Origin of the sequence: Caulobacter segnis, assembly GCF_029543125.1 — a bacterium.
GTDB classification, from domain to species: domain Bacteria; phylum Pseudomonadota; class Alphaproteobacteria; order Caulobacterales; family Caulobacteraceae; genus Caulobacter; species Caulobacter segnis_D.
In genome coordinates this window covers 375185-387993 of the sequence record NZ_JARQWW010000003.1, presented here as the reverse complement: position 1 = coordinate 387993, position 12809 = coordinate 375185, and the positions used below count along the sequence as shown (strand labels likewise).

Annotated in this window: 12 protein-coding genes; 6 read left to right on the top strand and 6 right to left on the bottom strand. The window is 67.6% G+C overall.

Annotated elements, in window-relative coordinates:
- Positions 1–41: 41 nt before the first annotated feature.
- The gene (locus P7B02_RS11020; protein ID WP_277786393.1) at positions 42–1187 is read left to right on the top strand and encodes a bifunctional 2-C-methyl-D-erythritol 4-phosphate cytidylyltransferase/2-C-methyl-D-erythritol 2,4-cyclodiphosphate synthase; all 1146 of its coding nucleotides are present in this window, start codon (positions 42–44) and stop codon (positions 1185–1187) included.
- Here the strand turns inward: P7B02_RS11020 and P7B02_RS11015 are convergent.
- Positions 1184–3412: a fused MFS/spermidine synthase gene (locus P7B02_RS11015; RefSeq protein ID WP_277786392.1), complete on the bottom strand. Its 2229-nt coding sequence runs from the start codon at positions 3410–3412 to the stop codon at positions 1184–1186. The genes P7B02_RS11020 and P7B02_RS11015 overlap by 4 nt on opposite strands.
- Before the next feature lie 88 nt (positions 3413–3500).
- Between P7B02_RS11015 and P7B02_RS11010 the strand changes: the two genes are divergently transcribed.
- Complete coding sequence (locus P7B02_RS11010; protein WP_277786391.1) at positions 3501–3989, top strand: CinA family protein; 489 nt, start codon at positions 3501–3503, stop codon at positions 3987–3989.
- A 1-nt stretch (position 3990) separates the two neighbouring features.
- Entirely contained in the window at positions 3991–5139 is a 1149-nt protein-coding gene (locus P7B02_RS11005) for an FUSC family protein (RefSeq protein WP_277786390.1), read from the top strand.
- Here the strand turns inward: P7B02_RS11005 and P7B02_RS11000 are convergent.
- Both P7B02_RS11000 and lipA read right to left on the bottom strand, forming a co-directional pair.
- Positions 5112–5573 (bottom strand): type II toxin-antitoxin system RatA family toxin, encoded by a 462-nt coding sequence (locus P7B02_RS11000; RefSeq protein WP_277786389.1) that lies wholly within the window; start codon positions 5571–5573, stop codon positions 5112–5114. The two genes, P7B02_RS11005 and P7B02_RS11000, sit on opposite strands and share 28 nt — an antisense overlap.
- A gap of 5 nt (positions 5574–5578) precedes the next feature.
- Positions 5579–6541, bottom strand: coding sequence for a lipoyl synthase (lipA, locus tag P7B02_RS10995; protein ID WP_277786388.1), 963 nt, complete (start codon positions 6539–6541; stop codon positions 5579–5581).
- Between the two features lie 168 nt (positions 6542–6709).
- Here lipA and P7B02_RS10990 point away from each other — a divergent pair, with 168 nt between their 5' ends.
- The 3 genes from P7B02_RS10990 to P7B02_RS10980 are packed head-to-tail and all read left to right on the top strand — an operon-like array spanning position 6710 to position 9021.
- On the top strand, positions 6710–8266 hold the full coding sequence (locus P7B02_RS10990; RefSeq protein WP_277786387.1) for an AMP-binding protein: 1557 nt from the start codon (positions 6710–6712) through the stop codon (positions 8264–8266).
- Between the two features lie 25 nt (positions 8267–8291).
- On the top strand, positions 8292–8687 hold the full coding sequence (locus P7B02_RS10985) for a DoxX family protein (protein ID WP_277786386.1): 396 nt from the start codon (positions 8292–8294) through the stop codon (positions 8685–8687).
- A 7-nt stretch (positions 8688–8694) separates the two neighbouring features.
- Positions 8695–9021 carry a DMT family transporter gene (locus tag P7B02_RS10980; RefSeq protein ID WP_277786385.1) on the top strand — a complete coding sequence of 109 codons (327 nt, stop codon included), beginning with the start codon at positions 8695–8697 and terminating at the stop codon, positions 9019–9021.
- A gap of 8 nt (positions 9022–9029) precedes the next feature.
- Here the strand turns inward: P7B02_RS10980 and P7B02_RS10975 are convergent, their stop codons facing one another.
- The 3 genes from P7B02_RS10975 to P7B02_RS10965 all read right to left on the bottom strand — a co-directional run bounded on the left by P7B02_RS10975 (position 9030) and on the right by P7B02_RS10965 (position 12783).
- On the bottom strand, positions 9030–9902 hold the full coding sequence (locus P7B02_RS10975) for a proline iminopeptidase-family hydrolase (protein ID WP_277786384.1): 873 nt from the start codon (positions 9900–9902) through the stop codon (positions 9030–9032).
- Between the two features lie 112 nt (positions 9903–10014).
- A complete protein-coding gene (gene lpdA / locus P7B02_RS10970; RefSeq protein WP_277786383.1) occupies positions 10015–11421 on the bottom strand; it encodes a dihydrolipoyl dehydrogenase in 1407 nt (468 codons plus the stop codon).
- Positions 11422–11508: 87 nt separating this feature from the next.
- On the bottom strand, positions 11509–12783 hold the full coding sequence (locus P7B02_RS10965) for a pyruvate dehydrogenase complex dihydrolipoamide acetyltransferase (protein ID WP_277786382.1): 1275 nt from the start codon (positions 12781–12783) through the stop codon (positions 11509–11511).
- Between the last annotated feature and the right edge of the window lie 26 nt (positions 12784–12809).

Sequence of the window (12809 nt, the reverse complement as noted above, 5' to 3'; positions counted from 1 at the left end):
TAAAGCTGGAACGCGCGTCCAAAGCTCTTTATGAGCGGCGCATGAGCTTTTCAGCTGTCGTTGTGGCCGCAGGCGGCGGATCGCGAGCCGGCGCCGGCCCCGCCAAGCAGTGGCGCGTGGTCGCGGGAAAACCCGTCGTCCGCTGGTCTATCGAGGCCTTCCTGACCGCCGGAGCCTCGGAAGTCGTGGTGGTCATTCCGGCCGGCGCCGAGGCTGAGCTTGCCGGCGCCCTGGCCGGTCTGGATGGCTGGCGATCAGTCACTGGCGGCGCGTCACGCGCCGCATCCGTGCGCAACGGGCTGGCGGCCCTGACGGCTGATGGCGAAACGCCCGTCCTGATCCATGACGCCGCCCGCCCGTTCCTGACGAGCCGCCACATCACCGAGTTGTTGGCGGCCCTCGAAGATGCGGACGGCGCGGCGCCCGCCCTCCCCGTCGCCGACACCCTGAAGCGGCTTGAGGGTGATCGGGTCAGCACCACGTCCCGCGACGGCCTGTGGCGGGTTCAGACGCCGCAAGCGTTCCCCCGCGCGACATTGGAACAGGCCTACGCCGCCTGGACCGAAGCCGCCGATCCGACAGACGACTGCGCCGTGGTCGAGGCCACGGGCGGCCGCATCGCCCTGACAGCCGGCGATCCGATGCTGATGAAGCTGACCTATCCGGAGGACTTCGCCATGGCCGAACGGCTCGCCGGCGGCGCGCGCATCACGCGCATCGGCCAGGGCTTTGACGCCCATCGCTGGGGGCCGGGCGAAGAGGTCTGGCTCTGCGGCGTGGCGATCGCGCACAACGAGACCCTGATCGGCCACTCAGACGCCGACGCCGGGCTCCACGCCCTGACCGACGCCATCCTGGGCGCGATCGGCGAAGGCGACATCGGCGATCACTTCCCCCCCACCGATCCGAAGTGGAAGGGCGCGTCCTCCGACCGCTTCCTCATCCACGCCGCCGAGCTGGTGGCGGCCAAGGGCGGCCAGATCATCAATGTCGATGTGACGCTCATCTGCGAGCGGCCGAAGATCAAGCCGCACCGGCAGGCCATGCGCGAGCGCCTGGCCACCCTGCTCGACCTGCCGCTGGACCGCGTCAGCGTGAAGGCCACCACGACCGAGGGCATGGGTTTCCCGGGCCGCGGCGAAGGCCTCGCGGCGCAGGCGGTCGCCACGGTGGAGACACCGCTCTAATCACCCTGGCCGAACAGGCGCGAGCGCTCCTTCAGGCGACGCACCATAGCCCCGAACAGGTCGGTGTAGTCGTCGGTCCACGGGCGAACCTTCTCCGCCTGCGGCCATGTCCAGCGGGGATCATCGCGGAAGGGCTTCAGAGCCTCCTGCGACCGCCCGACGATCAGCACGTCCTCGGCGGTCTCAGCCAGTGGCGGCGAGTTCGGGTTGGGCGTGTAGTACTGGCGAAGCGCCGAGCCGCCCGCCGCCGCGACCGCCGCCTGCGCCGGACCATCCAGCTCCAGATTGCGGTTCGACAGGTGCAGGATCATCACCCCGTCCGGCTTCAACTTGGACAGGTAGAGCCTGATCGCCTCCACGGTCAGCAGGTGGGCCGGCACCGCATCCGACGAGAAGGCGTCCATCAGAAGGATGTCGAAGGAGTTGTCAGGCTCCTTCGCCACGGTCAGACGGCCGTCGCCCAGCTTGAACTCCACATTCCCGCCAGCGCACTCGCGCACATAGGTGAAGCCGTTGGGATCGTCCGACAGGCGGATCATCAACGGATCGATCTCGAAGAAGACCATCCGGTCATCAGCCTGGCTGTAGGCGGCGATCGCCCCGGTTCCGAGGCCGAGCACGCCGACGTTCAGCGGCCTGGGCTGCGCGCCCTTTGTTGAGAACACCTGCGCGATAGGCGTGTTTCGGGCGTAGTAGAGCAGCGGCTGGCAGCGGAAGGCAGGGTTCTGGGCCTGGGCGCCATGGAGCGTCGTGCCGTGCGTCAGCATCCTCACATCCCCGCCCAGCCCTTTCACATGGATGCTGGAGACCCGCGCCACGCCGAAGAAGCTGCGCCAGGTCTTCTCCACCTCGGCACGCTGCCCCGCCGATTGGGCGCCGACCAGCAGCATGACCAGCAGGATGCCGTAGACCAGAGCGTGGCGGCGCATGATCGAGCAGGCGGCCACCACGAAGACGAGAGAGGCGGCAGCCTCGGCCTTCACACCGCGCGGCTCGGCCATGACCACGGCGACACAGGCGGCGAAGACGCCCGTGACGAAGACGCCCCACTCCCAGTTGGTGAGCTTGGGCTGGCGCCAGGGCCGCACGGCGGCGGCCAACAGCAGGACCAGCGGGTATTCGATGACACGCGGGAAGACGACCGGTGCGATGAAGGCGTTGAACGCCCCGCCCAGGACGCCGCCCAGCGAGAGCCAGAGATAGAACTCCGTGAGCCGCCCCGCCGCCGGTCGTCGCGCCACCAGAGCCTGATGACTCACCAGAGCCGTGAAGAAAAAGGCTCCCAGATGAACCGCGCCTTGCACAATGGCCCCATGCGTCGGGAAGGGCGTGAGAACGACGGCCGCCGGCAGCAGCGCCGCCTGGAAAACCAGCGCCCAATGCGGCGAGATCAGCGGCCGCGTCTGGAAGGCGATGATGAAGCTGACGAGGTACAGCGCCAGCGGCCCCACCCAAAGGAAGGGCGCGGAAGCCACGTCGGCGGTCAGATAGGCGGTGACGCCGAGCAACAGACTGGATGGCAGAGCCGAAAGGCCTAGCCAGATGAACCGCTGACGCCAGGTGACCGGCGGCGCGGCCTCATCCGCATCGGCGACGACCGTGTCGGGAACTTTGCGCAGCTTCAACGCCAGCAAGGCGATGAGCCCGATGAACAAGGCATAGCCGCCGGTCCAGGCGTAGCGCTGCACGCCCACGGTCAAGAGCGGCTCGATCAAGACGGGATAGGCCAGCAGAGCGATGAGGCTGCCCAGGTTGCTGGCCGCATAGAGAGCGTAGGGCTCGCTGCCGTCGTTGACCGCCCTGGCCCGCCAGGCCTGTATCAGGGGCGCGGTGGCCGACAGGATCGCGAACGGCAGGCCGACCGACAAGGCCAGAGCGCCGAGCAACCACAGGGCCGGCATGTCCGTCCTGGGCTCGCCCATCAAGGTGGTGATGCGCAGCGGCAGAACGACAGCCGCGATGATCAGCGCGATCAGATGAGCCGTCAGCTGCCGACGGAAACTCAGCTTCTGCAGCAGGTGCGCATAGCCGTAGCCGGCCAGCAAAGCCGCCTGGAAGAAGGCCAGGCTGACGTTCCAGACCGCCTGCGTGCCGCCCAGAAGAGGCAGCAGCAGCTTGGCCATCATGGGCTGGACAGAGAAGATCAGCGCGGCGCTGGTGAACACCGTGGCCACGAAAAGGGCGGGCGGCGGCGCGGTGCGAACGGACGGAGCAGCGTCGGTCATGGAGACTCATGCAACACCCGGTCCTGTTGCATGACCGGTGCCGAAGGCTGACCTTTGCGCGTTCATGTTTCAAGCTTAAGGACGCGCGATGTTCTCGATCGAGATCGAAACCCTTGCCAGGCTTCTGATTGACGAGGCGCGCAGCCGGTCGCTCCGGCTGGCGACGGCGGAAAGTTGCACAGGCGGACTGGTCGCCGGCGCCATCTGCGCGATTCCCGGCGCCTCCGACGTCTTCGAACGCGGGTTCGTCACCTACACCAACCGGGCCAAGCAGGAGATGCTGGGCGTGCCCGGCGACATGATCGCCGACCATGGCGCGGTGTCAGAGCCCGTCGCCCGCGCCATGGCCGAGGGGGCGCTGGCCAATTCCAACGCCCATATCGCTGTCGCCATCACCGGCATCGCCGGTCCGGGCGGCGGCACGCCCATGAAGCCCGTCGGCACGGTCCACCTGGCGGTGGCGCGAGCCAACCGCTCCGTCATGCACCGGCATGAGGTCTTCGATGGCGAGACTCGTCCCGAGGTTCAGGCCGCCGCCATCGCCGTCGCCCTGACCATGATGCGGGAGGCTGTCTAGCATGGTGCGGGTCAGCCGCACCGAAGCGCAGTCCTGGGGCCTGGCCGCCCTTTCCAAGCGCGCCATGGCCGCCGCGGCGGCCAAGCGATCCGACCTGCGCCACGCCATCCGGGTGACGGCGGCGGTCGGCGTCTCGTTCGCCCTGGCCACGGCCTTGCAGTTGCCGCAGGGCTTCTGGGCGGTGTTCACCGCTGTCATCGTCGTCCAGACCAGCATCGGCGGCACGATCACCGCCACGGTGGACCGCCTGACCGGCACGGTGGTGGGTGGGGTGATCGGAGCGGTCGCCGCCTATCTGAAGGCCCTGCTCGGCCTTGATGCGGGCCTCGTGCTCTGCGCCGTGACCGCGATCACTGCTTTCGCCGCCGCTGGTCGGCCGAAGCTGAAGGTCGCGCCGGTCACCGCCGTGATCGTGGTCATCGCGACTCCGCACGATCTGGGGCCCTGGCACGCGGCCTTCTATCGTGTGGCCGAGATCCTGGTCGGCGGACTGGTGGGCGTGGCGGCGACCCTGTTCATCTTCCCCGCCCCGGCGCACCGACTGGTGGTGTCCCGCCTGTCCGGCGCCATGAACAAGCTGGCGGATGTGCTGGCGCTCTATGCCGGCATCCTGAAGGGCGAGAGCCACGTGGAGGACGTGGACGAGGCGCACCGTGAACTGCGGGAGGTGATCGGCAAGATCGAGACCGCCGTCACCGAGGCCCAACGCGAGACCGACAGCCACCTGCCCGGCCGGCACACGCCCGAACGCGCGCCCCGCGTCCTATGGCGCGTCCGCAATGACACCGTCACCGTGGAGCGCGCCCTGGGCGCGGTGCAGGAAAGCCCGGCGCTGAACCGCCTCCGCCCGTCCGCCATCTGCCTCATCGAAGCGCAGATCAAGCGGCTGAAGAACTGCGCCGAGGCCGCAGGGGCGCACAAGGTCGTGGAGCGCGGCACGCTGCTGCAGCATCAGGCCGAGTTCGAAGCCACCCTGCAGTTGCTGAGGGATGAGCGGGTGACGGTGAGCCTATCCGCTGACGCGGCGGCGGGCCTGTTCGGCCTGGTCTTCGCCCTCAGCAGTCTGACGGACAATCTGGAGGACCTGGCCGACGTGGTGGACGAGTTCAGCCGTCCCTCAGCTCATACGACGCCGGAAGCCGTTCCGTAGAGCGTCCTGGCCCGCGCGTCGAAACAGCCGATCAGACGGGCGACCGCATGATCGAAGTTGGACGCCAGGATGCCGTCCAGAAACCGCATCCGAAATTCGAAGTCGATGTCGAACAGGACCTCGGTCCCCTGCTCGTGCGGGATGAACCGCCAGCGGTTGCGGAGCTTCTTGAAGGGGCCGCTGATCAGCGACACGTCGATCTGGTGGTTGGCGCGGTCCCGACGCACGTGGGTGGAGAACTTCTCTTTCAGGAAGGAGAAGCCCACCGCCGCCTCGGCGTCGAGGCTGGAGACGCCGTCGGTCTCAGGCCTGTCATTCCAGGTGCGCAACGAAGTCACCCACGGCACGAAATCCGGGTAGCGCTTCACGTCGCCGACCAGTTCGAACAGCTGGTCGGGCGTATAGGGCAGAACGCGTGAGACGCTGTGGCGCAAGGCGCTTAGGCCGTCACGCCTTCGCGGGCGCGGCGGGCCGCCTGCAGCTTGGCGAAGTCCTCGCCCGCGTGGTGCGACGAACGGGTCAGCGGGCTGGAGGACACCATCAGGAAGCCCTTGGCCCGCGCGATGGCCTCATAGGCCTTGAATTCGTCCGGCGTCACGAAGCGGTCGACGGCCGCGTGCTTGCGGGTCGGCTGCAGGTACTGGCCGATGGTGATGAAGTCGACGCCGGCGGACCGCATGTCGTCCATCACCTGCATGACCTCTTCCTTGGTCTCGCCCAGGCCGACCATCAGGCCGCTCTTGGTGAACTGCTCGGGATCGCGCTCCTTCACCTGCTGCAGCAGACGCAGGGAGTGGAAGTAGCGGGCGCCCGGGCGGATCTTCAGATAGAGCCGCGGAACGGTCTCGAGGTTGTGGTTGAAGACGTCGGGCTTGGAGTCGATGACGATCTTCTCGGACCCGTCCTTGCGCAGGAAGTCCGGGGTCAGGATTTCGATGGTGGTCAGGGGCGCGGCCACGCGGATGGCGCGCACCACCTTGGCGAAGTGGTCGGCGCCGCCGTCGGTCAGGTCGTCGCGGTCCACCGAGGTGATGACCACGTGCTTCAGGCCCATCTTGGCCACCGCCTCGGCCACGCGCTGCGGCTCGGTGGGGTCCAGCGGGTTGGGCATGCCCGTCGCCACGTTGCAGAAGGCGCAGGCGCGGGTGCAGGTCTCGCCCATGATCATCATGGTCGCGTGCTTCTGGGTCCAGCACTCGCCGATGTTCGGGCAGGCGGCCTCCTCACACACCGTCACCAGCTTGTGGTCGCGCACGATCCCGCGGGTTTCGTTGTAGCCGGCGGAGCCCGGCGCCTTCACGCGCAGCCACTCCGGTTTGCGCAGGACCGGGGTTTCCGGGCGGTTCTGCTTTTCGGGGTGGCGGACCGCCTTGGCGGAAACGGTGTCGATCAGGGTGACCATGGGGCCTAAATCGGTCTTTTGAGGCTCAGGATCAAGCTTTGAACCGCCTTATGCGGCAAAGCGTTACCTCTCACGAAGTGTGTCATATCTTTTCAAGCCCAACGGCCAAGGCTAGCTTCGCCGGTCATAACGAAAGCACGAGAGTCTTTCGGGGAGGTTTTTAAGTTTATGCCGCGTGCTTTTGATCCGCGGTCGGCGCAGCGTCCGATCTTCGACGCCCTGCTCGACGCCCGCGACCGCTTCGGCGCGAAAAAGCAGATTCTGGAGGACCAGGATCGCAACCCGCTCAGCTACACCGACCTGATCCGCGCCAGCTTCGCGCTTGGCCGCAAGATCGCCGCCATGACGCAGCCCGGCGAGCGCGTCGGCATTCTGCTGCCGTCCGGTGCGGGCGTGGTGGTCACCTTCTTCGCCCTGCATGCCTTCGGCCGCGTGCCGACCATGCTGAACTTCACCTCCGGCATCCGGAATCTCAAGGCCGCCTGCCAGTTGGCGGGCGTAAAGCGCGTGCTGACGGCCCACAAGTTCATCGAGCTGGGCAAGCTGCATGACCTGGTCGACGCCATCGAGGGTCTCGCCCAGATCACCTATCTGGAAGACGTGCGCCAGACCATCGGCCTGCCGGACAAGCTGTTCGCCGCCGCGGCCGGCGCCCTGCCCCGCCGCTTCCGCACCGCGACCAAGCCCTCCGACCCGGGCGTGGTGCTGTTCACCTCCGGCAGCTTCGGCGCCCCGCGCGGCGTGGTGCTGACCCAGGAGAACCTGGTCGCCAACGCCTATCAGATCGCGGCGCACATCGACCTCGATCCGGACTGGGTGATGTTCAACCCGCTGCCGACCTTCCACTGTTTCGGCCTGACCGGCGGAGTCATCCTCCCGCTGCTGACCGGCATGAAGGCGTTCGAGTACCCCTCGCCGCTGCATACCAAGCAGATTCCGCCGCTGATCCGCGAGAGCAAGGCGTCCTTGCTGCTGGCGACCGACACCTTCGTGAACCAGTACGCCCGAGCGGCGGAGCCGGGCGACCTGTCCGGCCTGCAGTTCGTGGTCTGCGGCGCCGAGAAGGTCCGCGACGAGACTCACAACATGGTCGCCGAACGCTTCGGCGGCGTGCCGCTGCTGGAAGGCTATGGCGCGACCGAGGCCTCGCCGGTGATCGCGGTCAACAAGCCGGACGACAACCGCCGCGGCACCGTGGGCGGCCTGCTGCCGGGCATGGAGTATCGGATCGAGCCGGTTGAGGGCATCCATACGGGCGGCCGTCTCTATGTGCGCGGCCCCAACATCATGGCCGGTTACCTCAACGAGGACGGCAGCCTGGAAGCCCCCGTGGACGGCTGGCACGACACGGGCGACGTCGTCACCATCGATGACAACGGGACCTGGATCACCATCCAGGGCCGGGTGAAGCGCTTCGCCAAGATCGGCGGCGAGATGGTCTCGCTGACCGCCGCCGAAGACCTGGCCACCGCCGTGTGGCCCGACGGCCGTCACGCAGTGATCGCCATGCCGGACAAGAAGAAGGGCGAACGCCTGATCCTGGTCACCGACCGGACTGACGCCGACGTGGCGCCGCTGGTCGCGCACGCCCAGACCGTCGGAGCGCCCGAATTGGCCGTCCCCCGCCGCATCCTGAAAGTGCCCGAGGTGCCGGTGCTCGGCAGCGGCAAGACTGATTACGTCGCGATACAACGTATGGCGGAGACCGACGCACAAGCGGCCTAGGGGGCCAAAACAAGGGAGGGCGAAGATGCTTCAGTTGACGGTGTGGGCGCCGAGGGTGCTCAGCGTGTTGCGTATCGTGACGGCCCTGCTGTTCATGCAGCACGGTCTGATGAAGATCTTCCACTTCCCGGCCCCTCAGGAGGGGGCGCCAGATCCCCTGCCCCTGATGCTGGTGGTCGCCGCTTGGCTGGAGATCATCGGCGGCGCGTTGGTGGCGCTGGGCCTGTTCACGCGGCCGGTCGCCTTCATCCTGTCAGGCCAGATGGCGGTGGCCTATTTCCTCGCCCATGCCGGCAGCAGCTTCTACCCGGCGCTGAACGGCGGCGAGCCGGCGGTGCTGTTCTGCTTCGTGTTCTTCTACCTGGTCTTCGCGGGCCCCGGTCCGTGGAGCCTGGACGCGACGGTCCGCAAGACGAGTTGAGGTTGATTTGAACGTCTGGTTGCTGCTGGCGATCTGCATCGCCGCCGAGGTCGCCGCCACGTCGCTGCTGAAGGCGTCGGAGGGTTTCTCCAAGCCGCTCTACGGCGTGGCGTCGATCCTTCTCTATTCGGGCTGCTTCTGGGCGTTGTCATTCGTGATGACCCGCATTCCCGTGGGCGTCACCTACGCCGTCTGGTCAGGGGTGGGCATCGCGGCCATCTCCCTGATCGGATGGCTGGCGTTCAAGCAGCCGCTGTCGCCGCTGCAGATCCTGTTCGTCGGGCTGATCGTGGTCGGCGCCATCGGCCTGAAGCTGACCACCAAGGTCCATTAGGCAGGCCGCTAGGCCAGACCAGCCTCGAACCGGGCCAGGGCCTTGTGGAGCACCGCCACATAGGTGTCCGGCTGATCGGTCTGGATGCCGTGGGCCGCGCGCGGCACCACTTCCAGCCGCCCTTTGCGGAGCTGGCGGGCGAACCGCGCGCCGGTGGCCGGCGGGGCTTCGTCGTACTGCCCGCACAGAACCAGGGTCGGCGCGGTGATCCGCTTCAGAAGCGGCTCGCCGTCATAGGTCTTGAGCGTACCTGTACATATGAACTCGCTCGGTCCCCACATGTGGTTGTAGAGGGCCGTGTTGAAGCGGATCGGCAGCTTGGCCTGATAGTCACGCACATAGCCCGGCGGGCGCTCCAGGCGATTGTAGCTGGCGTAGAAGGCCGCCACCGCCCGGTCATAGGCTTCGCCCCGCACGCCGGTGCGCTCGCCTTCGGCGAGGACCGCGCGCACATGCGCCGGCAGGTTCGCCACCAAGCGGTTCGCATCGTCGATCCAGATCTTGGTCGAAATCAGGGGCCCTTGCAGGATCAGACCGGCGAGCTCCTTCGGCCGTCGCGCCCCATACTCCAGCGCGATGGTCCCGCCCCACGACGCGCCCAGGAAATGGAAGCGCTCCAGCCCGAACGCGGCGCGAATCGCCTCCACCTCGTCCACGAAGCGCGGGACGGTCCAGTTGGCGGGATCGTTGGGGTTGTCGGAGCGGCCGCAATCGAGCTGGTCGTAGAGGATGACCTGCCGCTCCTCGGCCAGCTTCAACGCCGGCAGGAAGGTGGCGTGGGCGCTGCCCGGCCCGCCATGGGCCATGACCAGCGGCGCCCGCCCCTCTGTCGATGCTCCGTTGGAGCGCGCATAGATGCGCCCGCCGGCGACGGGAACCATGAGCTCCCGTTCCGGCGCCGGCGGCGTCCAGTATGGCTCTTGAGCCCGCGCAGCTCCCGCCGCGGCGGTTGCGAACCCGGCGGCGAGAAGCTGGCGGCGGTCGAGCATCGTCCTAGATGTGCAGGACGCGGCCGTAGGCGGCCAGCGACGCCTCGTGCATCGCTTCCGACATGGTCGGGTGCGGGAACACGGTGGCGAACAGCTCTTCCTCGGTGGCTTCCATAGTCATGGCGATGGCGAAGCCCTGGATCATCTCCGTGACCTCGGCGCCGATCATGTGCGCGCCGAGCAGCGCGCCGGTCTTGGCGTCGAACACCGTCTTGATGAAGCCGTCCGAATGGCCGGCGGCCACGGCCTTGCCGTTGCCGATGAAGGGGAACTTGCCGACCTTCACCTCGATGCCCTTTTCCTTGGCCGCGGCTTCGGTCAGGCCGACCGAGGCGACCTGCGGGTCGGCGTAGGTGCAGCCCGGGATCGGGGCGTTCAGGTTGTTGCTCTTCAGGCCGGCGATGCCTTCCACGCAGTGGATGCCTTCGTGGCTGGCCTTGTGGGCGAGCCAGGGCGGGCCGGCCACGTCGCCGATGGCGTAGAGGCCGGCGACGTTGGTCTTGCCGTGCTTGTCGTTGACGATGTGGCCGCGATCGACCTTCACGCCCAGGCCTTCGAGGCCCAGGTTCTCGACATTGCCGGTGATGCCCACGGCGACGATGGCGCGCTCGGCGGTCAGGGTCTCAGCCTTGCCGCCGATCTCGATGTCCACCGTCACGCCCGTCTTGGACTTGGACAGCTTGGTCACCTTGGCGCCGATGCGGAACTTCAGGCCGCGCTTCTCGAACGCCTTCTGGGCGGCCTTGGACACTTCCACATCCTCGACCGGCATGATGCGGTCGACGGCTTCCACCACGGTCACTTCCGCGCCCAGGGCGCGGAAGAAGCTGGCGAACTCGATGCCGATGGCGCCCGAGCCGATCACCACCAGGGTGTTCGGACGCTCCGGCGCGACCAGGGCGTCGCGGTAGCCCCAGATGCGGTCGCCGTCCGGCTCCAGCCCGATGGCGGGGATGCTGCGGCCGCGGGCGCCGGTGGCCAGGATCACGTGCTTGGCCTGGACCGTGCGCGAACCGCCGGCCTTCAGGGCGATCACGGCCTTCGGAGCGGGCGCGCCCTTCTCCAGCTTGGCGGTCCCTTCGATGACCTCGATCTTGTGCTTCTTCATCAGGCCGGCGATGCCGCGCGACATCTGCGAAGCCACGCCGCGCGAGCGCTCGACGATCTTCTTGAAGTCGTAGGAGCGGCCGGTGACGCCCAGGCCGTAGTCGCCCAGATGGTCCAGCTGCTCATAGATTTCGCCGGACTTCAGCAGGGCCTTGGTGGGGATGCAGCCCCAGTTGAGGCAGATGCCGCCCAGGTTCTCCCGCTCGACGATGGCGGTCTTGAAGCCGAGCTGGCTGGCGCGGATGGCGGTCACATAGCCGCCGGGGCCGGAGCCGATGACGAGAACGTCGAATTCCGTGGACATTGAAATCCCTTTCCCCGCCCGCCGGCGAACCGGACACGAGGCGGCGATGAAAAGTTCAGGCCCCGGTTTTCACCGGGGCCCGCGGACTTAGGCCAGCATGGTCGCCGGATCTTCGAGCATGGGCTTGAAGACCGACAGGAACTTGGCGCCCACGGCGCCGTCCACCACGCGGTGGTCGCAGGTCAGGGTCACGGTCATCACCGTGGCCACGGCCAGTTGGCCGTTCTTGACGATCGGGCGTTGCTCGCCGGCGCCGACGCTCATGATCGCGCCATGCGGCTCGTTGATGATCGAGCTGAACGACTTGATGCCGAACATGCCGAGGTTCGAGACCGAGAAGGTGCCGCCCTGGAATTCCTCGGGCTTCAGCTTCTTGTTGCGCGCGCGCTCGGCCAGATCCTTCATCTCGACGGCGATCTGAGACAGGGTCTTCAGTTCGGCCTTGCGGATGATCGGGGTGATCAGGCCGCCGTCGATCGCCACGGCCACCGCCACGTCGGCGTGGTGATGCAGGGCGATGCCTTCCGGCGTGAAGCTGGCGTTGGCTTCCGGCACCTGCTTCAGGGCCATGGCGGCGGCCTTGATGACGATGTCGTTGACCGACACCTTCACACCGGACTTTTCGAGCATCTTGTTGATCCGGCCGCGGGCGGCCAGCAGCGCATCGATCTCGATGTCAATGTTCAGCGGGAAGTGCGGGATGTCGCGGGCGCTCTCCGTCAGGCGGCGCGCGATGGTCTTGCGCATGCCGTCCAGCGGAACGAGGTCGTAGGAGCCGTCCGGAATGCCCAGCTGCGCCAGGCTCTTGGCCTGGGCGGCGGGAGCGCCAGCGGTCGCGGCGGTCGGGCCCTTGGCCTTGGCGGCTTCGACGTCGGCCTTGATGATGCGGCCGTGCGGGCCGGTGCCCGAGACGCTCTTCAGGTCGATGTTCGATTGCTCGGCGATGCGGCGAGCCAGCGGCGAGGCGAAGATGCGCGAACCGTCAGCCTTGGCCGGCGCGGCCGGAGCCGGCGTCGGAGCCGCGGCGGCCTTGGGCGCTTCGGCCGGCTTGGCTTCAGCCTTCGGAGCTTCAGCCTTGGGGGCTTCGGCGGCCGGCGCGGCCTTCGGAGCCGAAAGCTCCTCGCCATCGGCCTTCAGCACGGCGATCAAGGCATTGACCTTCACGCCTTCGGCGCCGGCCGGGACGACGATCTGGGTGACGACACCCTCGTCGACAGCCTCCACCTCCATGGTGGCTTTGTCGGTTTCGATCTCGGCGATCACGTCGCCGGCCTTGACCACGTCGCCCTCTTTCACCAGCCACTTGGCCAGGGTGCCTTCCTCCATGGTCGGAGACAGGGCGGGCATCAGGATGTCGGTCATGCGTCTTCCCTATTCAGGTGCGCGGG

What these genes read in the sequence shown, in the direction of transcription:
- P7B02_RS11020 (WP_277786393.1), top strand. Translation starts at nt 42, where the DNA reads ATGAGCTTTTCAGCTGTCGTTGTGGCCGCAGGCGGCGGATCGCGAGCC.
- P7B02_RS11015 (WP_277786392.1), bottom strand. Translation starts at nt 3,412, where the DNA reads ATGACCGACGCTGCTCCGTCCGTTCGCACCGCGCCGCCGCCCGCCCTT.
- P7B02_RS11010 (WP_277786391.1), top strand. Translation starts at nt 3,501, where the DNA reads ATGTTCTCGATCGAGATCGAAACCCTTGCCAGGCTTCTGATTGACGAG.
- P7B02_RS11005 (WP_277786390.1), top strand. Translation starts at nt 3,991, where the DNA reads ATGGTGCGGGTCAGCCGCACCGAAGCGCAGTCCTGGGGCCTGGCCGCC.
- lipA (WP_277786388.1), bottom strand. Translation starts at nt 6,541, where the DNA reads ATGGTCACCCTGATCGACACCGTTTCCGCCAAGGCGGTCCGCCACCCC.
- P7B02_RS10990 (WP_277786387.1), top strand. Translation starts at nt 6,710, where the DNA reads ATGCCGCGTGCTTTTGATCCGCGGTCGGCGCAGCGTCCGATCTTCGAC.
- P7B02_RS10985 (WP_277786386.1), top strand. Translation starts at nt 8,292, where the DNA reads ATGCTTCAGTTGACGGTGTGGGCGCCGAGGGTGCTCAGCGTGTTGCGT.
- P7B02_RS10975 (WP_277786384.1), bottom strand. Translation starts at nt 9,902, where the DNA reads ATGGTTCCCGTCGCCGGCGGGCGCATCTATGCGCGCTCCAACGGAGCA.
- lpdA (WP_277786383.1), bottom strand. Translation starts at nt 11,421, where the DNA reads ATGTCCACGGAATTCGACGTTCTCGTCATCGGCTCCGGCCCCGGCGGC.
- P7B02_RS10965 (WP_277786382.1), bottom strand. Translation starts at nt 12,783, where the DNA reads ATGACCGACATCCTGATGCCCGCCCTGTCTCCGACCATGGAGGAAGGC.